Source organism: Mycobacterium sp. 4D054 (genome assembly GCF_052245755.1).
GTDB lineage: Bacteria > Actinomycetota > Actinomycetes > Mycobacteriales > Mycobacteriaceae > Mycobacterium.
This window is the reverse complement of the sequence record NZ_JBQQCF010000002.1, coordinates 305,898-326,188: the sequence shown is the minus strand read 5'-3', so window position 1 is coordinate 326,188 and position 20,291 is coordinate 305,898. Positions and strand designations below refer to the sequence as shown.

Genomic DNA, 20,291 nt, shown 5'->3' with positions numbered 1-20,291 from the left:
GCGCCTGATGCACCGCCTCGGACGCATTCCGCCGGCCGAAGCCGAAGCCCGCTACTATTCCCAACTCGTGACCGGTAGACCGGCCGGATCACAGAAACCTGAGGGTGCATGAAACCCGGGACGGTTCACACAACCCGGCACCATCGATCTCGGCAGCGATCTGCGCGATACGCCCATCAATGGCGTTGCGCTGACCCGCCAACTCCCCCAACTCCTCGAAAAACGCCTCAAGACGATCAGACTGACCCACCACACCACCAGTGCCAGTACCAGTCGGGACCCTCGAGGACATAACCCCATCCTCCCAGCACCCACCGACAAAAAACGGCCGCGCGAAACCGACTCAGGACGGCCTCTTTTCGCCGAATCGGCAGTAAACAGTCAGTGGTGAAATGACCGGGCCGTGCTGGTTCACTTGCTCTGCCTGTCTTGCTACGAAAAACGACATGCTTGCCGAGGATGCACGGCCTCGACCGGAAGCGCGCGCCCATTCCATACGACTCCGGGTCCGTAAGACGCTGCCACGTTCCACACCCCGGCTAGTCTCATGGGATGACTCGTGGCTTCCGGCGGGCGCCGGCGCTCACCTTGGCTGCTGCATGTGCGTTGACGGGCGGCGTGCTGTCCGCGGCGCCCGCGGCCGCGGCACCGTACGGCAGCAACGGCGTCTTCGGTGTCACCACCCAGCCCCGCGACGGCTGGGCGACCGCGTACATCCCGCCCGGGCACTACCGCGTAGACCAGTCCCCCAGCATGCAGCCTTACCAGAGCCCGCCCGGCCGCTGGTTCCGGTGCAGCGACTTCCCCTGTGCGCCAACATCTCCGGGGAACATCATCGGAATGGGCGCGGCCCTGCGGGACGTGCCGACGTTCGTCGAAATTCTGCCCAGCGACGTGGCCGTTGCGCTGCACAACGTGACGCTGACCCCTGCCTGAGGTTCAGCACACCAGGGCCGGATCGAAGGTGGCCCGCGCAGCGACGGAGGCCGCCGCAGCGGCCACCAGCACCGTGGCATCACCGTCGCGGCCCTTCGGGAGGACGATCTCCGCGCTGTCGGGACCGTCGCGGTGGGCCATCAGCCAGTCGTACAACAACCAGTCCAGCGCGCACGCGACGTCGTAGGGATCGGCATCGGTCTGCGCTGCAGATGAAACCACCTTCTGCATGGCCTCGCAGTGCTCACGGCGTGCGGCGTCCTTGTTGGTGCCCGAGCTGTCGTACAGCAACATCGACAACGTCAGCGGCAACCGGGTGCCCGCCTCGGTGCGCACCACCCAGCGGCCGCCTTTCCACGGCCGGGCATGGTCCACCTGCGCCATCTCGCCGTATCCGCCGACGACACCTGGCTTCGGTTCGTCGAGTTCACCGTCAAGGGGGGCCGGCCCCAGCATGTCCAACGGATGTCGGGCCAGAATCGACATCAGCACTGCGGTGCCGATGATCTGGCCGGCCCTGGAATCCGGCGCGAGTCCGAGACGCTCCACTGCTCGCGCATAGTCCAGGCACGCCCGGTCCACACTGCGATAGAGCTCGCCCAGATCCTGACGGTCCTGAACCGTCGGCCTCCGCCCGCCGCCGAGGAGCTCCCCGAACCGCCGGGAAGCATCGATCAGCGAATCGTCGAGCGCGGACAGATGCGTCGCCACCAACCGGTCGGGTTCGTCGTCCTCGCCGACGAGCACGTGCAGCGTGGTGGGCGCTCCGTCGGATGTCGTCCAGTAGAAACCGATCTGGCCGTCGTCCTGCACGATCAGCGGCCTCAAGATCGTCTCCAGATCATGACGCGGTTGTTGCCCGAGTCCGCAACGGCCAACAGATCGCCGTGCAGGCTCACGCCGTACGGCCAGCAGAGGGTGTCGCGCCCCACCAGCGACCAGCGGTTCTCGCCGTTGGACCCGAAGTCGGGTTGGGCCAGCACATGATCGGCCGGCCGACCCCCGAGCGCCCCCGCCTGCACACCGTCCCACACCAGGATTCGATTGTTGGCCGTGTCCGCCACGACGACGCAGCCACCGTCGAGGTCTATCGCGTACGGGAACCGGAACCTGTCACCGGTGTGCGGGCCATAGGGCCACTCCTGCGCGGTGACGAAATCAGGCTGTCCCAGAACGAGATTCGCGGGAGCATCGGCGGCCGGGTGCGGTGACCAGCCGAGCACGCGATGATCTCCGGCATCGGCGACCAGCAGCAGCTCCGACGTCCCGGCGATCGCATGCGGCCACCGAAAGCTCGCCGGTCCGACCGCCTGGCCCCGGTTCTCCTCCCTGGCACTCGCCGTCGGCTGCCCGAGCACGATGTCCGCCGCCTGCCCCGGTTCCGGGATGCCGCCGCTCCACCCCAACACCCTCCGGTTGCCGGTGTCCGCCACCCAGAACCGGTCACCGAGCCTTGCGAATCCGAAGGGCCAGTAGAAGGTCCCCGCCGAGCAGGCCCGGCCCGCATTGGGTTCCACGGATCCGGCGTCGGGCTGCCCGAGCACCACGTCGGGTGCCACATCGTCGGACTCGGGCACCCGGTTCCAGATCAGCAACCGATGATGCCACGCGTCGGCGACGATCAGCCGGCCGTCGATGATCGCGACGCCGGTCGGCAGGTTCATCCCGCGCTCGGGCCCGCGGCCTCCCGCCGCACGGCCCTCCGAAATCCCGTCCGGCTGACCGAGGACCACATCCGCGTCCTGCTCGTCGCTATCCGGCAGGCCGTGCCAGATCAGGACGCGGTGGTTGCCGGAGTCTGCGACGACGACGTGCTCGTCGTCGACGAAAACCCCACGCGGCGAATACATCCAGGCCATGCTTGGGGTCGCTTGGGGCAACGCCAACCCACCCGGCGCTGGTGCTCCCAGCCAGCGCAGCGGTCGCCAGCCGCCGCTGTTGTCCTCGGCCGGCGGCGCTTCCGGTGAGTGGCCGGCAGGCCGCCCGGCAATGGTGTGCCGCACCGTGTAACGGCTCATCGGCCGGTCCGAACCCAGACATCCCCATCGTCGATCCGCAACGGTAGCTGCTCCAGTTGCACCCCCGGCGCGGACAGGCACTCCCCCGACTCCGCGTCATAGCAGAACCCGTGCCACGGACACGTCAGCGTGCCCGCCGTGGCGTCGAAGACCGCATCGCCGAGCGGCAGCGCCTCGTGGGCGCACTCGTTGTAGAAAGCCGACAGTTTCTGTCCGATGTTGACCACGAGGACGTCGCCGCCGAGGACCCGGATCTCGTCGACGGCGATCGAGTCCACGCGGCCGACGTTCACCCATCCGTCCGCCTCCGCTCTGGGCGGTATCCGCAGCGCCTCGACCGGTATCAGCGTCGGTGTGGCCTCGCCGGACACCACCTCGACCGCCTCCAGATTCGGAACACCCTGCAACAGAGCGGCTTCGACGAGCTCGCGAAGAGTCACCGAGGCCATCGAACAACCGTTGCAGGCCCCTTCGAGCCGGACGAACGCCACGCGGTCGTCGACCCGCACCAGCGTCACGTCCCCACCATGGCTGTGCAGTTGCGGGCGAACGGCGGCCAGCGCCCGCTCGGCCAGCGTCACCGGATCGGGCCGGATGATGCCGTGCAGCGTCAGCAGCATCCGGACCACAGGGTCGTCGACCAGATCGAACAGCAGCGGCCGCGCAGCGTCGTCAGCCCGCATCCGGGCCACGATCGTCGTCAGCCCGGCGCGATGGATTTCCTCCACGGCCGCCTTGAGTTCTTCAGCCGCTGCCCGCGCGGTCGGGTCGAGTTCGGCCAGTGCCGCGACCGCAGCATCGACACGCCTGGCAAGAACCTCGAGATCGGCTGCGCCTGCGTCCACGGCAGTCATCGGGCGCCCTCGCGGGAGATCTCGTCGAGCACGCCGCGCACCGCGCGGACCGATTCGGTGTCCCCGTGCTCCTCGAAAAGGAAGCGCGCCTCGTACAGCCTGGCCTTCGCCTGGTCGAACAGACCGAGATGGGCAAGCACGTTGCCCTGGTTGGCCAGCACCCGTGCGCGCCCGTGCGGGTCGACGTCCCGGTCGCGGGCATCCAGCACGGCCTCGTAGATCTCAACCGCCTCGACAAGGTTCTCCTGGCGGTGACGAGAGGGGCTGTACACCAACGAGTTCGCCAAATTCAGCTGCACGCTCGCCCACCGTTGCGGATGCTCGTCGCGGGTGAACACCGTGAGCGCCTGGCGCAACGACTGCGCGGCGATGCCCAGCCGCAGCTGGCTCGACGCCTCCACCATCGGCATCGTCAGGTAGGCGGTGGCCAGATCGGCGTGACCCGAGGCCCACAGCAGCGGAGCGTCCTCGCAGCGGATCAACTGCAGTGCCGAGTGGTAGTGCGGTATCGCTGAGGGCATCAGCTCAGGTCGGAGCGCGGCCTGCTCGTGCAGCATGCCCGCGGCGGTGAGGTGCAGTTCGGCGCGAGCGACCTTCAGCCCGTCGGCACCGTCGAGCAGCGCAAGTGCCCGGTCCACCCGCGCCAGGGCGGACGGGTCGTCACCGTCGCGGCAGATACCGGCGGCCGCGCCGAGCAGGACGCCGGCCAGCGGTCTGCTCACCGGCGCCGCCGCCTCTGCGGCCGCGTCGAGCAGCTGCACGGCCTTCGCCGGTGCGTCCGCGGCGATCGCTGCCGACGCGGCGGTGGCGAGCACCGCGGCAGCAAGCTCGCCGCCGAGTCCGTCAGCGCCGGGGACCTCGTCACTGCGTCCGAGCGCGAACAACACCACGTCGACGAGCACCCCGAACTCGCCGAGATCTGCGCGTACCGCGTCGGGATCGGCCGAGTCGGGATCGAGAACGAACCGGTTGTAGCGCGCCACGGCATCGTCACCGGCCAGTGCCGCCAGCGCAGCGTCGCGGTCACCGACCAGCGCATGCCGGTGCCCGGCCAGCCGGTCGGGCCACACCTCGGGCAGGCGGCCGGCCAGCAGCGCAGCACGCACCGGGTCGGTGTCGTCGCCGGCGGGGATCAGCAGATAGCCGAGGGGAAGGCCGAACACACCGAGTGGTTGCGGTCGCGCCACCAGGTCCGCGGCGCCTCGCCCGGTCGGTTCAACGGCGGTGTCGGTCACGGCCCTCCCAGGGGACTCATCGCAGATCCCGTTCTGCGGCACGCTTGATCAGATCGGCCGCCAGATCCGCGCGGCGACGGGTGCGGTGCGTGCTGATCCGTCTGCGCACCACCGCGTCGTCGAACACGACGACGACATCGACGGCCCACTGTCCGCGTTCGGGCACCACCACTGCCTCGACGGCACGCGCATTGTCGTCACTCACGAGCATCACCGGTCCAGCCTCGGTTCGTCGCCGAGGGGAATGCGCAACGCCGACTGGTCATCGTCCCAGGATGCGCCCCGAACGCCCGTCATAGCGAGGTCCATGAGCACCTCACGAACCAGAACCGACCGGTCCCCGGCGGGTGTGCGTTGCTTGAGCAGCAGTCCGCCGCTTCGGGGGCCACGCAGCGGGATGAGCCATAAGGCACCGTCACGCACCACCGCGGCCACGGCGTCGGACGGAAACCTCGCGGCCGCGAGCTCGGCGTCCAGCCGCAGATATCCGTCCGCGGTGAACTCGACCGTGACCTCACGCCGGCCGGCGGGACGCAGCGGTGCCAGGTAGTCGCGCTCGACGATGGCCAGGACCTCTTCCATTGCGGTCGCCACCGGTTCCGAGAGGTCGGCCCCCATCTCGACGCTGTCGACCTCGATCAGGAACACGGTGATGTCGGTGGGACACGCGTCGCCCAGCGCCCAGCGCGCGAACGCGATCGCGTGATCCCAGCGGAACGAATGGGTGTGCAAACCCTGCAGCGGCGGCAACTCGGCGAGTTCCGCACCGGGCACCCGGAACGTCGTGCCGGGCGCCGAACCCGTGGCCGCCGCGTCGATGATGACCACCCGTCGAGCACCGTTCATCTGGAATGCGACGTCCATGCCGGCGGTGCCACCGTCGACGAGCTTCGCGCCGTCGGGCACGCCGCGCTCCCACAGGTGGCGGACCAGGACCGGACCGACCCCGTCGTCGCCGCGCAGCAGATTTCCGCAGCCGATCACCAGCAGCTCGCAACCCGGCGGCTGGAGGGATGCCGCCGGGCTGCAAGCTTCGGGATCTGTCCCAGGTGACGCCAGTTCACACCATCCCGTTGATCACGAACTTGCTCAGTTCCCGGCCGGTCTTGCCGTCGTAGGCATGCACCGTGCACACCAGGCAGGAATCGAAACTGCGGGCGACGTGGCCGAGTTCGACCGGATCCTCGGCGTCGACGATCGGGGATCCGACCAGCGCCCGCTCGATCGGGCCGAGCACCTCCGAGCCGTCCCGAGGTCCGATGTTCCACGCGGTGGGAGTGACCACCTGGTAGTTCTTGATCTTGCTGTCCTCGATCACGATCCAGTCCGACAGTGCACCGCGCGCGGCTTCGGTGGAACCGAAACCCTTGCCTTCGGCGTACTCGGTGGGCTTGGTGTAGAAGCTCTCCTTCAGCTCCAACGCATCGAGCCACTGCCGCGTCCACTTGTAGTACTTGGGTGCCTCGTGCATGCGGGCCAGTTGGCGCACCATCACCGACGGGCCGATGGTGTTGTAGATGTCGCCGAACAGCGGGTCGTTGTCCTGATGCGCGGCGGCGTCGGGTCCGGCCGCCGCCATGCGGCGCGCCAGCGGTCCTGCCTCCAACGGGATATTGCCCAGATCCCCCACGGCGTAGCGCGGCGACTTGGCCCAGCTGTACTTGCCCTGCTTGCGTCCCTGCTCGGGGTCGATCGGGATGGTCTCGCCGTCGAACGGGTGCAGTGGCCGGTCGCCCTGGTAGAAGGAGTGCGTGACGTCCTCGCGGACGTTGGCCTGGTCGAACTCGAAGTAACGACCGTCGGCGTACACCCCGGAGCGGCCGATCAATGCTGCGTTGCGGCCGTCGATCGTGGGGTTCTCGTACAGGGACGGCTCGAAATATGTTCCGGTGGCAAGGTAATTGCCCACCCCCTGGCCGTACTTGTCGAGCCCGACGTCCAGGCAGTACCTGATGAAGAACCCGCAGTCGCTGTTGTACTGCGCTTCGTTCTCGTCCACCCAGGCCAGTACGTCGTTCCAGGTCTTGTTTTCCAGCCAGCGGTCCACCGAACAGCCCAGCCACTGGCCTTCCAGCCAGGCATCGTTCCAGTGCTCGAGGATCGCGATGGAACGGGTGACGTCACTGAGCGTGGGGGCGCACATCACCCCGCCCGGAACCATGAAGCTCGAGTGGGGCCATTGCCCGCCGTAGATCGCATACACCTCAACAGGTTTGGCGCTCAACACGACACCGGGTTGGTAGCTGGTGCCGACATACGGCGCGAATCGGCGGACAGCCTCGTCATACAACGCCGACTTCGCATAGTTCTTGTTGGTCAGATCGATGGCGAACAGTGCATAGAAGTAGCGCGGGATCGACTGCAACGTCTCACACGCCTGACAGATGTTGCGCACCAGCGTCGCGTTGTGCGGCATGTGGGTGCGCCACGCGGTGTCCAAGGCATACGCGGACTTGTAGAGATGGCTTCCGCCGCAGATGCCGCAGATGCGCGGGCACACCACCAGTCCCGACTGAGGGTCCTTGCCCTGCAGGATGATCTCGAATCCGCGGAACATCGCCGCCTCGGTCCACGCCGAGGTGACGACCCCGTCCTCGATCGTGACGCGGACGTCGAGGTCACCCTCGACGCGGCCGAGCGGGCTGACGAAGAGATCCAGCTTTGACGCCATATGAAAAGTCCTTCCTCGGACGCGCTAGACCACGAACATGTCTTCTTTGGACCACTGCGGCGCCGCGATCCGCGCGGCCGCCGCCAGGCCCATGTACGTGAGGTGATCGGTTCCCTCGGGAACTTCCTTCGGGATCATGCCGCTGACCTTCTGCGTCTTGAACAGCGTCCCCGGCGCCAGGTCGAAGTGCGGGAACTCCGGTTCGGTGCAGCCGATGCAGGGCATCCCGGCCCGGGTCTTCGACGACTGCCGGTTCCACAGAATCCGGTTGCACGGGGAGTGCGTCATCGGACCGCGGCAGCCGAATTCATAGAACAGGCAACCGGTTCGGGTTCCCTCACCGAACGACAGGGTGGACTGCTTGTACTCGAAGAACTGCACCCGGGTGCAGCCGGTCTGGGTGAACGTCTTGAAGAACGTCTCCGGGCGGTGCAGGTCGTCGAGCGTGATGTCGCCGGCGCGGCCGGTGGCCAGCGCCACCAGGATCTGGGTGATCCAGTCCGGGTGAGCGGGGCAGCCAGGCACATTGATCACCGGGAGGCCCATCTTCGACCGGAAGTCGGGGCCGAGGAAGCCGCCCTTCTCCCGCTTGTGGAACTGCAGTCCGGTGGACCCCGACGGGTTGGGTTCCATCGCGGGGATACCGCCCCAGCAGGCGCAGTCACCGATCGCGACGACGATCTGCGCGGCTCCGGCCAGGTCGGTGACCCAGTCCTTCATCGGGCGGTCGGCGAACATGTCCGTGCGGCCGCCGTAGGCCTGCATGACCGTGCCCTCGAACACGAAGATGTCGAGCGGCCGCTGCCCGTCGGCGCAGTCCCGGAAGACCTTCTGGGCGTTCTCCCCGAGTTCGAGCCCCAGCGACGGGTGCCAGAGGAGATCGAGGCCGAAGTCGACGATCAGGTCGACGACGTTGGGCTCCTCGGCGTTGAGGAACGACATGGTGTTGCCACTACATGCCCCACCCTGGAACCACAGCACCGATGCCATGAGCACTCCTCTCGGTCACCGGAAGCGCAGGCCTCCGGAGCAATCAGTTCCCGAATTCAGTTGTGCGGGACCGCGTTGCGTGCGGTCAGACTCGTCGCCCGAAGGCCCGGGCCACTTCGAGCAGGTAGACGAGACCACGTGTGACGTCGGGATCCCTGGCGGCGCCGCGCAGCGTCTTCCACACCCCACGGACCCCGCGGGGCGACGCCGGCATCGACTGCCGCGCCGACACCAGCGCGTCGCCGAGGGCGGCGACCACGTCGGCGCCCTGCGGCTTGGTCAGTGAGGAGTTCAGCAGCGTGCTGATCGCCGGCGCCGCGTTCACCAGCCCACTCGTCAGAACGGCCAGGCTGGCCGACAACTCGCCGAGGTCACCGGTTTGGCCCTTGAGCTCACCGATCGCCGAGGTCAGGTTCGCGGTGATGTCGTCGCCGCGACGGACGAAACCGTCGAGCCCGGTGACCAGGACTGCCAACAGATCTGCATGCTCGAGCAACGTGTCCAGCGCTTCGGCGACCCGGGGGTCGTCGAGGCGGTCCCGGAGCGCGGCGGACGGTCCGGAGACGGTCGGATCCAGAACGGGAGTTGACGACCCACCGTTGGTGTTCACACTCGACCTCCCTGCCGACTCCCCCGCGCGGAGGGATGAACCTCAACGTACTCAGCCGTCGCGGCCCTGCCTATCGCTTTCGCGCAACCGCTATCAGGATTGCGCAGACATGACTACGCTGAAGCGAGTCCGATGTTTAGGAGACGTTGCCGTGCCGACGCGAATTCCGTTATCCCGCCTCGAAGTTAGCCTTCCCTATCTTGCGCGGAAATAGCGGTCCCGGTGTCGCGGCTGACGCGCTTGGGCTTCATCGACATCAGGCGCACGAGTGATCCGGTCCGTCGGAAGGTGCGTTCGCGCGGGGTGCCGCCGGCGCTCACCGAGCACGAGATCTTCTACACCGAGGACATCAGCAAGGCGAAGCGGCTGATCGGCCGCGCCTTGTCGCCGCTGACGCTGACGGTGGATCCCGCCGACGCCGACGGGTTCGCGGCCACCATGCACGGCATCCGGCTGCGCAACGTCAGCATGCTCTACCTCGACCTGCACGTGCCCGCCTCGATCGACATCCCGGAGTCGGGCCGCTACTACGCGGTGCACATGCCGATGAACGGGGTGGCCACGGTTCACCACCCGTCCTCGACGTTTCAGGCCAGCACGATGCGCTCACTGGTCTCAAGCCCGGGTGTGCCGCTGCGCATCGACCTCGGTGTCGACACCCCGCAACTGCTGATCCGCATCGAGCAGCAGGCGATGGCCGCCCATGTGACCCGGCTGATCGGCCGTAATCTGGCGCGGCCGTTGGTGTTCGAGCCCGAGTTCGACCTGGCCACCGAGGCGGCGATGCGCTGGCACGCGGCGGTTCAGCTCGTGCACACCGAGGTCTACCACGCCGGCTCGCTGATTCAGAAGGGTCGCGCGATCGGGCCGGTCGAGGAACTGGTGATGAGCAGCCTGCTGCACCTCCAACCGTCGAACTACCACGCCGACATCACCCAGCCCTCACCCCCGGATCCCCGCCGCACGGTCATCCAGCAGGCGATGGATTTCATCGACGACCATCTGGCGGAACGCATCACGATGGATTCGCTGGCGACCGCCGTGCACATGAGCGTGCGGTCGATTCAGCAGGGCTTCCGCTCCGAACTCGGCATGTCGCCGATGGCGTTCGTCCGTGAGCGGCGCTTGGAGCGGGTGCACGAGGAACTCGCCGACGCCATCCCGTCCGATGGTGTGACGGTGACCGCGGTGGCCGAGCGCTGGGGTTTCCACCATCTCGGCAGCTTTGCGGTGGAGTACCGGAAACGCTGGGGCGAGGCGCCGTCGGAGACGCTGCGCCGCTGAACCTCAGCAGATCCGTGGAAGTTGCTCCCCCAGTTCACGTTCCACCACCCGGGTGGTGCCGAACGGGGTGCGGGCCACCGCCATGCCGGGATGGTCGGCGACGACGCGCCCGATCACCGCGGCGCCGACGCCCTCGGGGCAACCACGCATCGCGGCGAGGACCGCCTCGGCGTGCTCGGGGGCCACGAACGCCACCATCTTGCCCTCGTTGGCGACCTGCAGCGGATCCAGCCCGAGGAACGAGCAGGCCGACGCCACGGTCTCGGGGACCGGAATGGCCGCCTCGTCGAGGTCCACGCCGACCGATGCGGCCCGGGCGATCTCGACGACCGACGCCACCAGGCCGCCGCGGGTGGGATCGCGCAGCGTGTGCACCGCACCGGGCTCGCCTGCAGCCAGCATCGCGCCCACCAGCCGGTGCAGCGGTGCGCTGTCGGTGGTCACCACGGTGCCGAAGTCGATCCCCTCGCGCACGCTCATGATGGCGACCCCGTGCTCGCCGATGTCACCCGAGACGATCACCACGTCGCCGGGGCGGGCCCGTTCCGGGCCGATCGCGACCCCCGGCGGGACGACTCCCACCCCGGCGGTATTGATGAAAAGCTGGTCGGCACCGCCCTTCCCGACGACCTTGGTGTCACCGGTGACGATGGGAACCCCGGCTTCGGCGGCGGCCCTGCCCATCGTCGCCGCGACGGTGCCGAGCACGTCGATCTCCAGGCCCTCCTCGAGGATGAACCCGGCGGTGATCCCGATCGGTTGCGCTCCGCTGCAGGCCAGATCGTTGATCGTGCCGTTGACCGCGAGGTCGCCGATGTTGCCGCCGGGGAAGAACAGCGGCTGCACGACGTAGGAGTCGGTGGTCAGCGCGATGCGGCCGGCGCCGGTGTCGAGCACCGCCGAATCGCGGCTCGGTCCGGGCTGAGATCCGAACGCCGGCAGGAAGAGGTTTTCGATCAGCTCCTCGGACAGCACGCCACCGCCGCCATGCCCCAGCACCACGCGTCTCGTCTCGCGCAGCGGCAGCGGGCACACCCAGTCGGCGGGGTCGACGGACACGGGCGTGTCAGGCATGCGCTGGCTTCGATGTCGGCGCCGGCGCGCCTCCGGCCGTTTCCAGCCGGCGGAACTGGTAGTACGCGGCACACGCGCCCTCGCTGGACACCATGGTCGCGCCCAGCGGTGTGCGCGGCGTACAGGTGCGGCCGAACGCCGGACACTCGTTGGGCTTGAGCAGCCCCTGCAGGACCTCCCCACTGTGGCACTCGGCGGATTCGGCCACCTGCAGATGCCCGACACCGAACCGCCGCTCGGCGTCGTAGTCCGCATAGCGTGGCGACAGGGTCCATCCGGACCGCGGGATCATGCCGATGCCGCGCCACTGCCGGTCGGTGACCGTGAACACGTCGGCGAGCGTCTGCTTAGCCACCACGTTGCCCTCGGCGCTGACGGCGCGGGGGTAGGCGTTGCGCAGCGCGGGTGTGCCCTCTTCCAGTAGCTCGACCACCTGCCGCACGCCTTCGAGCAGGTCCAGCGGTTCGAAACCGGTGACGACGATGGGCACCCCGAATTGTTCGACCAGGGGCTGATATTCGGCGGTGCCCATGACCGAGCAGACGTGGCCGGCGGCCAGGAAGCCCTGCACGCGGTTCGTCGGTGACGACAGGATCGCGGTGATCGCCGGCGGCACCAGCACATGCGAGACCAGCATCGAGAAGTTGGTCAGCCCGAGTCGCTGGGCGTGCAGCACCGCCATCGCGTTGGCCGGTGCGGTGGTCTCGAACCCGACACCGAAGAACACCACCTGCTTGTCCGGGTTGTCCGCGGCGATCCGGGTGGCGTCCAGTGGGGAGTACACGATGCGGACGTCTCCACCGCGGGCGCGCACGCCGAACAGGTCCTGGCTGCTGCCGGGAACCCGCAGCATGTCGCCGAACGAGCAGAAGATGACGTCCTCGCGCGCCGCGATGGCCAGGGCCCGGTCGATCATCTCCAGCGGCGTGACGCACACCGGGCAGCCCGGGCCGTGGATGAACTCGACCGCTCCGGCCAGCAACTGGTCGATTCCGTTGCGGATGATCGAATGTGTCTGTCCACCGCAGACTTCCATGATGGTCCAGGGCTTCGTGGCCCGACGGCGGATCGCGTCGACCAACACCGCTGCCGCCGCCGGGTCGCGGAACTCGTCGAGATATCTCATGCCGGGTCCCTCCTGCCCACCGGCTGCTCGCCGGCCAGTTCCTCGTCGAGGACGCCGAGCTCGGCGAACATGCGCAGCGTCTCGTGGGCCGACACCTCATCCAGTCGGGCGATCGCGAACCCGGCGTGCACGATCGTGTACTCGCCGACCTCCATGTCAGGGAGGTAGGCCAGGCACACCGTCTTGGTGGTGCCGCCGAACTCGACCGTGGACATCCGTGTCCCGGCCTCCTCCCAGATCTCGATCACCTTGCCGGGGATTCCGAGGCACATGGACCGCTCCTTTCCCGAAACATCCTTTGCGAGAGCGTTGCCGCTGCGACAGCCGCCTGCCCCAACGCCAGTCCGCCGTCATTGCACGGCACCACCCGGTGGGTGAGCACTTCCAGCCCGCGCGCGCGGAGGCCGCGGGTGATTCCGGCCAGCAGCCTGCGGTTGGCGAACACCCCGCCGGTCAGCCCGATGGTCGGGATACCCGCGGCCACCGCGGCGTCGCCCGCGGCCCGCACCGTCGCGCGCACGACGGCGTCGTGAAACGCCATGGCCAGATCGGCGGTGGGCACCCCGCGGCGCACCCCGTCGACCAACGCGGTGATCACCGGTGCCGGGTCGAGGACTCCGGCGGTCACCTCGAAGTCGACGGCCCGCCAGGGACGCCCGGCACGGGCCCGGTGCTCCAGCTCGATCGCGGCCTGACCTTCGTAGCTGACCTGCCGGCACACCCCGAGAAGGCTGGACACCGCATCGAAGAGCCGCCCCATGCTTGTGGTGGGCACGCATCCCACGCCGCGCCGCAGTTGCTGGGTGAGGATGTGCAGGCCGGCTGCGCCGAGGGCGGCCACCGGCGGGAGATCGTCGGACGCCTCGATCCCGGCCCGGTCGAGCAGGTCCAGCGCGATGCGCGCGGGTTGGCGCACCGCTCCTTCGCCACCCGGCAGCGCGAACGGTGCCAGGTGGCCGACCCGGGTGAAGCGAGCCGGATCGCGGACTGCGAGCAGCTCGCCACCCCAGATCGTGCCGTCGGTGCCGAAACCGGTGCCGTCGTAGGTGACCGCGATGATCGGCTCGCCGAGCCTGCGGTGTTCGGCGAGCAGCGAGACGACGTGTGCGTGGTGGTGCTGCACGGCCAGGAGCCGATCGCCCCGCCGTTGGGCCCACCGCGTGGTCGCGTACTGCGGGTGCAGGTCGTGCGCGAGCACGGTGGGCGCACTGCCGGTGAGAAAACCCAGGTGATCCACCGCGGCCGCGAAGCAGTCCTGGGTGCGCGGGTCGGCCATGTCGCCCAGGTGCGACGACAGATGTGCGCGGCCGTGCCTGCCTGTCAACGCGAATGTGGTCTTGATGTCACCGCCCGTGGCGAGGATCACCGGCAGGTCGTCGGGCTCGCCGGAACCGATGGACACCGGAAGTGGCGCGTAGCCGCGAGAGCGCCTCAGCGGGACCTCGTTTCCGTCATCGTCGATGCTCACCACGGAGTCTTCGCAGGGCACGTGAATCGGCCGGTCGTGGGTCAACACCGCATCGGCGAGGCCGTCGATCCAATCCAGGTCACCGTCGCGGAACACGATCGGCGAACCGCCCTGGTTGGCCGAGGTCATCACCAGTGCCGGCATGTCGGGCTCGGCGAACAGCAGGTGGTGCACCGGCGAGTAGGCCAGCATGACGCCCAGCTCGGTCAGGTTCGGCGCGACGTGGATGCTGACCGCTCCGGCCCGTGCCGGCAGCAGCACGATCGGGGCGGCCGCCGACGTCAGCGACCGAGCGGCGGCATCGTCGACATGGCAGATTCGGCGCGCCGCCTCGATGTCGGCGGCCATCACCGCGAAGGGCTTGGCAGGCCGGTTCTTTCGTCGTCGCAGCCGCGCGACAGCATCGTCGTCATCGGCACGGCAGGCGAGGTGGTAACCGCCCACGCCCTTGACCGCGACGATCAGGCCCGCGCGCAGCGCCGCGGCGGCCGACTCGACCGCACCGCCGTGCGGGCCCGGACCATGCCACGACAATGTCGGCCCACATTCGGGACAGGCGATGGTCTGCGCGTGATAGCGACGGTCGGCCGGGTCACCGTACTCGGCGGCGCATGACGGGCACATTGCGAACCCCGCCATCGTGGTGGTGGGGCGGTCGTAGGGCACATCGGTGATCACCGTGTACCGCGGTCCGCAGTTGGTGCAGGTGATGAACGGATGGCGGTGGCGCCGGTCGGCGGGGTCGAACAACTCGCGCAGGCAGTCTGCGCAGGTGGCGATGTCGGGTGACACCAGCGTGCGGTCACCGTCGTCACCGGACGGCGTGCTGTCGAGGATGCGGAAAACCGTCTCCCCGAGCGCCGGACGCATCTCGGTGGCGAACGAGTCGACACACGCCAGCGGCGGCGGGGCGTCGCGAAGGGTTCGGACCGCCACGTCGACGCGGGGTCCGGGACCCTCCAGTTCGCACCGGACAGCGCGCGCGTCGTTGAGAACAAAACCGGCCAACCGGTTCTGCGCGGCGATCCGCGCGACGGCGGGCCGGAAGCCCACACCCTGGACCACTCCGGTGATGGTCAACCGCACCCGCACGGTGTCACTCGGCACGGGCACCGCCGTGTTCTCCGAACGAGCGCTCATGGGCGCGGTCTCCTCTGAACTACAGCCGTCCTGCGTCCCTGGGCTGAGAGCGCAGACCGGTGTCGCCAGGTTAGCCCCGGCAACAGGTCACAACAATCGCAATCTCGCACAAGATGTCTGCGCGTTTCCGATGCCCGTGCGGGCTTATCCTTCGATCTGTGCACGAGTTGTCGTTATGTCACGCCATCGCCGGCGTGGTGAAGACGCATGCCGCCGGCCGTCGGGTCGATGTGGTGCGGGTGCGGGTGGGCGCGCTGCGCCAGGTGGTGCCCGACTCGCTCCTGTTCTGCTGGACGATCGTCCGTGAGCACGAGCACCTCGGCGACGCCGAACTGGAGCTCGAACGGGTACCCGCGGCGGTGGATTGCCGCGGCTGCGGACGGCAGTCCGAGATCGCCTCCCGGTGGTCGGTCTGCTGTCCCTCATGCGGCAGCGGGGATGTCGCCGTGGTGCGCGGCGACGAGTTCCTGGTGACCTCGATCGACGTGGCCTCCGAGGTCGGGCATGGGTAGGTTCCACCGCCATGACGACGGGACGGCGCACACCCACGACCATGACGGCAGCCCTTCCCACGACCACGGTGACCACAGCGGCTACCACACCGCCGCCGAGCGTGTCGACGTGCTGGAGGCCATCTTCTCCGAGAACGACCTGCGTGCCGCGGCGAACCGAAATGCCTTCGAAGAAAACGGGATCCGTGCGCTGAACCTGATGAGCTCGCCCGGATCGGGCAAGACCAGCCTGCTCGCGGTCACACTTGACGAGCTGGTCGGCGAGATCGCGATCGGTGTCATCGAAGGTGACATCGCCACCGACCTGGATGCCGCAAGGCTTGAAGGTCGGGGCGCGCAGATCTCACTCCTGAACACCGACAACGGTTTCGGCGGTGAGTGCCATCTCGATGCCCCGATGGTGCACCGGGCACTGGCCGGCCTCAATCTTGCCGGTCTCGACCTGGTCGTCATCGAGAATGTCGGAAACCTGGTGTGTCCCGCCGAATTCGACGTGGGCGAGCACGCGAAGGTGATGGTGTACTCACTGACCGAGGGCGAGGACAAGCCGCTGAAGTACCCGGTGATGTTCCGCGCCGTCGATGTGGTGCTGCTGAACAAGATCGACCTGGCGCCCTACCTGGACGCAGACGTCGCGACCTACACGGAGCGGATCCGGCAGGTCAACCCCACGGCCACGGTGCTGCCGGTGAGCGCGAAGACAGGCGAGGGCATGTCCGAGTGGTACCGGTGGCTACGGGCCTTCGCCAAGGACTGATGCTCACAGCGGCGAGGCGCCGCGCAGGTGCTCGAAGATCAGCGACGTCTGCGTGCCCGCGACGTCGGCGTCGGCGTTGAGATTCTCCACCACGAACGCCCGCAGGTCGTCGGTGTCACGGGCGGCCACATGCAGGATGAAGTCGTCGGCACCGGCCAGGAAATACACGTCCATCACCTGCGGCTTGCTGCGGATCTGCTGAATGAAGTTGCGGATCTTGCCGCGCGCAGTGAACTGCAGGCTGACCGAGATCATCGCCTGAAGTGTCAGCCCGATCGCCGCCGGATCGATGTCGGCGTAGAACCCGCGGATCACCCCCAGCTCCTGCAGGCGACGCACCCGGCCGTGGCAGGTCGACGGCGCGATGCCGACGAGTTCGGCCAGCGCACTGTTGGAGATACGCGCGTCCGAGTGCAGCGCGGTGAGGATCCGCCGGTCGATGTCGTCGACGGCGGCCCGAACATCCTTCGACGACACGGGCCCTTCCCCACGATAACCCGATGATTCTGCGGCCATAGCCCGATTCTAACGAATCTTCGACAAGAAGATTGCCAACAATCCGCTGTTTCTTCACACTTTGTCTAGCCAGTCATCACAGCGAGGAGCGATCATGCGCGTCGGCATCCCGACGGAGATCAAGAACAACGAGTACCGGGTCGCGGTCACCCCGGCAGGGGTTGCGGAGTTGGTGCGACGCGGGCACGAGGTCCTCATCCAGTCCGGGGCGGGTGACGGATCGGCGATCTCGGACGCCGACTTCAAGCGCGCCGGCGCACAGCTGGTCACCGGCGCCGACGAGGTGTGGGCCGAGGCCGAACTGCTGCTCAAGGTCAAAGAACCGATCGAAGCCGAGTACTCGCGGATGCGCGAAGGCCAGACCCTGTTCACCTACCTGCACCTGGCGGCGTCCAGGTCGTGCACTGACGCGCTCATGGCCTCACGCACCACGTCGATCGCCTACGAAACCGTCCAGACGGCCGACGGTGCGCTGCCGTTGCTCGCGCCGATGAGCGAGGTGGCGGGGCGACTCTCCGCGCAGGTGGGTGCCTATCACCTGATGCGCACCCAGGGCGGCCGCGGCGTCCTGATGGGCGGCGTCCCCGGTGTCGCGCCGGCCAAGGTCGTGGTCATCGGCGGTGGCATGGCCGGCGACAATGCCGCCGCCGTGGCCTGGGGCATGGGCGCGCACGTCACCGTGTTCGACCTCAACGTCAACACACTGCGCAAGATCGACGCCGAGTACGGCGGCGCCATCGAGACCCGTTACTCATCGAGGCTCGACCTGGAGGATGCGGTCAAGCAGGCCGACCTGGTGATCGGCGCGGTCCTGGTGCCCGGCCACAAGGCCCCCAAGCTCGTCACCAATTCGACGGTGGCGGCGATGAAGCCGGGTGCGGTCCTTGTCGACATCGCCATCGACCAGGGCGGCTGCTTCGAGGATTCCCGCCCCACCACCCACGACGATCCGACGTTCACGGTGCACGACACGGTGTTCTACTGCGTGGCCAACATGCCCGGCGCGGTGCCGCGTACGTCGACGTGGGCGCTGACCAACGCCACGATGCCCTACGTGCTCAAGATCGCCGACAAGGGCTGGCGGGATGCCTGCCGCGCCGATGCCGCGCTGGCGAATGGGCTCTCGACCCATGAGGGCGCGCTGCTGTCCGATGAGGTGGCCGCCGATCTCGATCTGCCCTACACCGATCCGGCCGACGTCCTGGCCTGAGGACATCAGTCGAACAGGTCACCGTCGACGTAGAACCACCGGCCGGCGCGCACCGCGAACCGGGACCGCTCGTGCAGGGCCCCGGTTCCGTGGTGGGCGAGGAACTCCACTTCGCCGGTCTGGTCACCGGGTCGGCCTGCGACGAAGTCGACCACCTCCAGCCGCGTCCACGTCACCGTGGCATCGTCGGCGATGCCGTCTGGTCGCGTGCGCGGATGCCACGTCCGCCAGATGTAGTCGGCCTCACCCGCGACGTACGCGCTGTAGCGCGACCTCATGAGCTGTTCGGCGGTCTGCGCCTGCCGCTCCCCTTGATGGAGCGGCAGGCAGCAGCGTCCGTACGGGTCACCGCTGCCACAGGGGCAGTCCTGGTCAGCTCGCATGGTCACAGTGTGCCTGATTTGACGGGTGTCAAGTACGATCGGCGGCATGGTTGCGCTGACCGACGTGCTCACCGACGTTCCGACCACCACCGCCGGGGCGCTGGAGCTCTTCGACTCCTGCCCTGCCATCGAGACCGACTTCATGCTCGGCACCTGGCACGGTGTGGAACTGCCGACCGGCCATCGACTGGACGGGCTGCTGGCCGCCAGCGGCTGGTGGGGCAAACACTTCAAGGACTGCGAAACAGTCCACCCGTTGCTCTTCCCCACCGCCGACGGCACCGGCCTGTGGCCGCTGAACCCGGTGCTGGCGTTCGCCGGCCTCGGAGCGGCCGCCAGGCTGCCCGCACTCGGGAGCCGCGGCTTCGCGGGCGTCATCACCGCGCTCAAACCCGCCCTCCGGGCGCGGGGGCCCAAGGCCAGGCTGCGCACCACCCGCTACCGCGGCGTGGACACCGCCACGATGATCTACGACCAGCTACCGGTCAACGACGTGTTCCGCTCGATCGACGACCGAACCGTGCTGGGCGCGATGGATCTGCGCGGTATCAGGACGCCGTATTTCTTTGTGCTGCAACGCGACAACTCGCTGCGACTAACCTAGTTCGGACAGCGCCAGCGCTGCCAGCTCACCGATGAGCGGGCGCAGACTCGGGGCGTCGGGGTCATCGATCGCGGACCTGGTCATCAGCGACAGCAGCACCTGCTGCCCGGCAGGACCGTACGCCACGCCGACATCGTTGGTGGTGCCGTAATCCCCGCTACCCGTCTTGTCCGCGCTGGTGTATCCGGCGGGCAGGCCCGCGCGCATGCTCGAGGTCTGATTGGCCAGCATCCAGTCCAGGAGCTGTCGGCGGGTCGGCGGATTCAGCACGTCGCCGGTCAGGATGTTGCGGTAACCGTCACCCAGCGCACGCGGCGTGCTGGTGTCCCTCGGATCCCCCGGCAGCGCGGAATTCAACTCGACCTCCCAGCGGTCCAACCGCGTGCGGTGGTCGCCGATGCTGCGTGCGAACACGGTGATCGCCTGCGGGCCGCCCAGCACGCGCAGCAGACCGTTGGCCGCTGCGTTGTCGCTCTGCTGCAGCGCGGCCTGACACAACTCGGCCAACGACATCGACGTCCCCACCCGCGGCTCGGTCACCGGCGAATGGGGACGGATGTCCCCGGGCTCGATCGGGATCGCGTCGTTGAGCGTCAGCTCACCCGTCTGGGTCCGCTGCAGCACCGCCGCCGCGGCGTAGGCCTTGAACGTCGAGCACATCGCGAAAGGTTCGTCAGCACCGAACTCGATACCCCGCTGCGTGTCCAGATCCAGTGCATACAAACCGATCTGAGCGTTGTGTCGCTGTCCGAGCGCCTCTATGCGTTGGTCCAGCGGAGGCAGCGGCTCGACCGGGTCGGCGAGAACGGTCTGCGGGGAACACGCGGCCAATGCCACCAGTGACACCCCGCCGAACAACACGTGTCGTCGGGAGAATTCCGTCATCGGGAGCCAGGCTACCGG

At 68.2% G+C, this 20,291-nt stretch carries 22 protein-coding genes and 1 pseudogene; 6 read left to right on the top strand and 17 right to left on the bottom strand.

From position 1 onward, the window contains the following. Positions 1-130: 130 nt before the first annotated feature. Positions 131-292 (bottom strand): annotated as a pseudogene (locus tag ACTWP6_RS03105) (HNH endonuclease); the annotation flags it as partial. A 260-nt stretch (positions 293-552) separates the two neighbouring features. Here ACTWP6_RS03105 and ACTWP6_RS03100 point away from each other — a divergent pair. Beyond that, on the top strand, positions 553-936 hold the full coding sequence (locus ACTWP6_RS03100) for a hypothetical protein (RefSeq protein WP_260751620.1): 384 nt from the start codon (positions 553-555) through the stop codon (positions 934-936). 3 nt (positions 937-939) lie between these two features. Here ACTWP6_RS03100 and ACTWP6_RS03095 read toward each other — a convergent pair whose 3' ends face one another. From ACTWP6_RS03095 to ACTWP6_RS03055, 9 genes are all read right to left on the bottom strand, one after another. Beyond that, positions 940-1,764: a hypothetical protein gene (locus ACTWP6_RS03095; RefSeq protein WP_222881202.1), complete on the bottom strand. Its 825-nt coding sequence runs from the start codon at positions 1,762-1,764 to the stop codon at positions 940-942. Beyond that, positions 1,761-2,954 (bottom strand): NHL repeat-containing protein, encoded by a 1,194-nt coding sequence (locus ACTWP6_RS03090; RefSeq protein WP_222881201.1) that lies wholly within the window; start codon positions 2,952-2,954, stop codon positions 1,761-1,763. Before ACTWP6_RS03090 ends, ACTWP6_RS03095 begins: the two co-directional genes overlap by 4 nt. After that, positions 2,951-3,808, bottom strand: coding sequence for a NifU family protein (locus tag ACTWP6_RS03085; protein WP_260751618.1), 858 nt, complete (start codon positions 3,806-3,808; stop codon positions 2,951-2,953). The genes ACTWP6_RS03090 and ACTWP6_RS03085 overlap by 4 nt, the downstream gene beginning before the upstream one ends. Next, a complete protein-coding gene (locus ACTWP6_RS03080; RefSeq protein ID WP_260751617.1) occupies positions 3,805-5,043 on the bottom strand; it encodes a hypothetical protein in 1,239 nt (412 codons plus the stop codon). Before ACTWP6_RS03080 ends, ACTWP6_RS03085 begins: the two co-directional genes overlap by 4 nt. A gap of 16 nt (positions 5,044-5,059) precedes the next feature. Next, the gene (locus ACTWP6_RS03075; protein ID WP_260758059.1) at positions 5,060-5,254 is read right to left on the bottom strand and encodes a hypothetical protein; all 195 of its coding nucleotides are present in this window, start codon (positions 5,252-5,254) and stop codon (positions 5,060-5,062) included. Continuing rightward, the gene (locus ACTWP6_RS03070) at positions 5,254-6,027 is read right to left on the bottom strand and encodes a hydrogenase maturation protease (protein ID WP_222881198.1); all 774 of its coding nucleotides are present in this window, start codon (positions 6,025-6,027) and stop codon (positions 5,254-5,256) included. Before ACTWP6_RS03070 ends, ACTWP6_RS03075 begins: the two co-directional genes overlap by 1 nt. Before the next feature lie 76 nt (positions 6,028-6,103). Continuing rightward, entirely contained in the window at positions 6,104-7,714 is a 1,611-nt protein-coding gene (locus ACTWP6_RS03065; protein ID WP_105388585.1) for a nickel-dependent hydrogenase large subunit, read from the bottom strand. Between the two features lie 24 nt (positions 7,715-7,738). Beyond that, a complete protein-coding gene (locus ACTWP6_RS03060; protein WP_222881197.1) occupies positions 7,739-8,704 on the bottom strand; it encodes a hydrogenase in 966 nt (321 codons plus the stop codon). Positions 8,705-8,789: 85 nt separating this feature from the next. After that, positions 8,790-9,314 carry a DUF1641 domain-containing protein gene (locus ACTWP6_RS03055; RefSeq protein ID WP_222881196.1) on the bottom strand — a complete coding sequence of 175 codons (525 nt, stop codon included), beginning with the start codon at positions 9,312-9,314 and terminating at the stop codon, positions 8,790-8,792. A gap of 288 nt (positions 9,315-9,602) precedes the next feature. On the opposite strand from ACTWP6_RS03055, the gene ACTWP6_RS03050 reads away from it, so the two are divergent. After that, the gene (locus tag ACTWP6_RS03050; RefSeq protein WP_260751612.1) at positions 9,603-10,598 is read left to right on the top strand and encodes an AraC family transcriptional regulator; all 996 of its coding nucleotides are present in this window, start codon (positions 9,603-9,605) and stop codon (positions 10,596-10,598) included. 3 nt (positions 10,599-10,601) lie between these two features. Here the strand turns inward: ACTWP6_RS03050 and hypE are convergent, their stop codons facing one another. From hypE to hypF, 4 genes are read right to left on the bottom strand one after another with little or no spacing between them, the layout of a single operon-like run. Next, positions 10,602-11,672 carry a hydrogenase expression/formation protein HypE gene (gene hypE / locus ACTWP6_RS03045; RefSeq protein ID WP_222881194.1) on the bottom strand — a complete coding sequence of 357 codons (1,071 nt, stop codon included), beginning with the start codon at positions 11,670-11,672 and terminating at the stop codon, positions 10,602-10,604. Beyond that, on the bottom strand, positions 11,665-12,798 hold the full coding sequence (hypD, locus tag ACTWP6_RS03040; protein ID WP_260751609.1) for a hydrogenase formation protein HypD: 1,134 nt from the start codon (positions 12,796-12,798) through the stop codon (positions 11,665-11,667). Before hypD ends, hypE begins: the two co-directional genes overlap by 8 nt. Next, positions 12,795-13,070 carry a HypC/HybG/HupF family hydrogenase formation chaperone gene (locus ACTWP6_RS03035; RefSeq protein WP_222881192.1) on the bottom strand — a complete coding sequence of 92 codons (276 nt, stop codon included), beginning with the start codon at positions 13,068-13,070 and terminating at the stop codon, positions 12,795-12,797. Before ACTWP6_RS03035 ends, hypD begins: the two co-directional genes overlap by 4 nt. Continuing rightward, positions 13,043-15,406, bottom strand: a complete 2,364-nt coding sequence (gene hypF, locus ACTWP6_RS03030; RefSeq protein ID WP_260751606.1) for a carbamoyltransferase HypF — start codon at positions 15,404-15,406, stop codon at positions 13,043-13,045. Before hypF ends, ACTWP6_RS03035 begins: the two co-directional genes overlap by 28 nt. 158 nt (positions 15,407-15,564) lie before the next feature. On the opposite strand from hypF, the gene ACTWP6_RS03025 reads away from it, so the two are divergent. Then, the gene (locus ACTWP6_RS03025) at positions 15,565-15,918 is read left to right on the top strand and encodes a hydrogenase maturation nickel metallochaperone HypA (RefSeq protein WP_260751605.1); all 354 of its coding nucleotides are present in this window, start codon (positions 15,565-15,567) and stop codon (positions 15,916-15,918) included. Continuing rightward, positions 15,911-16,675, top strand: a complete 765-nt coding sequence (gene hypB / locus ACTWP6_RS03020; protein WP_011779583.1) for a hydrogenase nickel incorporation protein HypB — start codon at positions 15,911-15,913, stop codon at positions 16,673-16,675. Before ACTWP6_RS03025 ends, hypB begins: the two co-directional genes overlap by 8 nt. A 3-nt stretch (positions 16,676-16,678) precedes the next feature. Here the strand turns inward: hypB and ACTWP6_RS03015 are convergent, their stop codons facing one another. After that, a complete protein-coding gene (locus ACTWP6_RS03015; protein ID WP_041306267.1) occupies positions 16,679-17,191 on the bottom strand; it encodes an Lrp/AsnC family transcriptional regulator in 513 nt (170 codons plus the stop codon). A gap of 94 nt (positions 17,192-17,285) precedes the next feature. On the opposite strand from ACTWP6_RS03015, the gene ald reads away from it, so the two are divergent. Continuing rightward, positions 17,286-18,401: an alanine dehydrogenase gene (ald, locus tag ACTWP6_RS03010; RefSeq protein ID WP_260751603.1), complete on the top strand. Its 1,116-nt coding sequence runs from the start codon at positions 17,286-17,288 to the stop codon at positions 18,399-18,401. Between the two features lie 5 nt (positions 18,402-18,406). On the opposite strand, the gene ACTWP6_RS03005 is transcribed toward ald, so the two are convergent. Next, on the bottom strand, positions 18,407-18,784 hold the full coding sequence (locus tag ACTWP6_RS03005) for a YchJ family protein (protein WP_260751602.1): 378 nt from the start codon (positions 18,782-18,784) through the stop codon (positions 18,407-18,409). Between the two features lie 46 nt (positions 18,785-18,830). Here ACTWP6_RS03005 and ACTWP6_RS03000 point away from each other — a divergent pair, with 46 nt between their 5' ends. After that, the gene (locus tag ACTWP6_RS03000) at positions 18,831-19,388 is read left to right on the top strand and encodes a DUF4334 domain-containing protein (RefSeq protein WP_041306264.1); all 558 of its coding nucleotides are present in this window, start codon (positions 18,831-18,833) and stop codon (positions 19,386-19,388) included. On the opposite strand, the gene bla is transcribed toward ACTWP6_RS03000, so the two are convergent. Continuing rightward, positions 19,380-20,273 (bottom strand): class A beta-lactamase, encoded by an 894-nt coding sequence (gene bla / locus ACTWP6_RS02995; protein ID WP_260751601.1) that lies wholly within the window; start codon positions 20,271-20,273, stop codon positions 19,380-19,382. The genes ACTWP6_RS03000 and bla overlap by 9 nt on opposite strands. Between the last annotated feature and the right edge of the window lie 18 nt (positions 20,274-20,291).

Excerpts from the sequence above, each read along its gene's own strand:
- ACTWP6_RS03100 (WP_260751620.1), top strand. The coding sequence starts at position 553 with ATGACTCGTGGCTTCCGGCGGGCGCCGGCGCTCACCTTGGCTGCTGCA.
- ACTWP6_RS03085 (WP_260751618.1), bottom strand. The coding sequence starts at position 3,808 with ATGACTGCCGTGGACGCAGGCGCAGCCGATCTCGAGGTTCTTGCCAGG.
- ACTWP6_RS03090 (WP_222881201.1), bottom strand. The coding sequence starts at position 2,954 with ATGAGCCGTTACACGGTGCGGCACACCATTGCCGGGCGGCCTGCCGGC.
- ACTWP6_RS03065 (WP_105388585.1), bottom strand. The coding sequence starts at position 7,714 with ATGGCGTCAAAGCTGGATCTCTTCGTCAGCCCGCTCGGCCGCGTCGAG.
- hypF (WP_260751606.1), bottom strand. The coding sequence starts at position 15,406 with ATGAGCGCTCGTTCGGAGAACACGGCGGTGCCCGTGCCGAGTGACACC.
- ACTWP6_RS03005 (WP_260751602.1), bottom strand. The coding sequence starts at position 18,784 with ATGCGAGCTGACCAGGACTGCCCCTGTGGCAGCGGTGACCCGTACGGA.
- bla (WP_260751601.1), bottom strand. The coding sequence starts at position 20,273 with ATGACGGAATTCTCCCGACGACACGTGTTGTTCGGCGGGGTGTCACTG.
- hypD (WP_260751609.1), bottom strand. The coding sequence starts at position 12,798 with ATGAGATATCTCGACGAGTTCCGCGACCCGGCGGCGGCAGCGGTGTTG.
- hypE (WP_222881194.1), bottom strand. The coding sequence starts at position 11,672 with ATGCCTGACACGCCCGTGTCCGTCGACCCCGCCGACTGGGTGTGCCCG.
- ACTWP6_RS03000 (WP_041306264.1), top strand. The coding sequence starts at position 18,831 with ATGGTTGCGCTGACCGACGTGCTCACCGACGTTCCGACCACCACCGCC.
- ACTWP6_RS03060 (WP_222881197.1), bottom strand. The coding sequence starts at position 8,704 with ATGGCATCGGTGCTGTGGTTCCAGGGTGGGGCATGTAGTGGCAACACC.
- ACTWP6_RS03015 (WP_041306267.1), bottom strand. The coding sequence starts at position 17,191 with ATGGCCGCAGAATCATCGGGTTATCGTGGGGAAGGGCCCGTGTCGTCG.
- ald (WP_260751603.1), top strand. The coding sequence starts at position 17,286 with ATGCGCGTCGGCATCCCGACGGAGATCAAGAACAACGAGTACCGGGTC.
- ACTWP6_RS03035 (WP_222881192.1), bottom strand. The coding sequence starts at position 13,070 with ATGTGCCTCGGAATCCCCGGCAAGGTGATCGAGATCTGGGAGGAGGCC.
- hypB (WP_011779583.1), top strand. The coding sequence starts at position 15,911 with ATGGGTAGGTTCCACCGCCATGACGACGGGACGGCGCACACCCACGAC.
- ACTWP6_RS03075 (WP_260758059.1), bottom strand. The coding sequence starts at position 5,254 with ATGCTCGTGAGTGACGACAATGCGCGTGCCGTCGAGGCAGTGGTGGTG.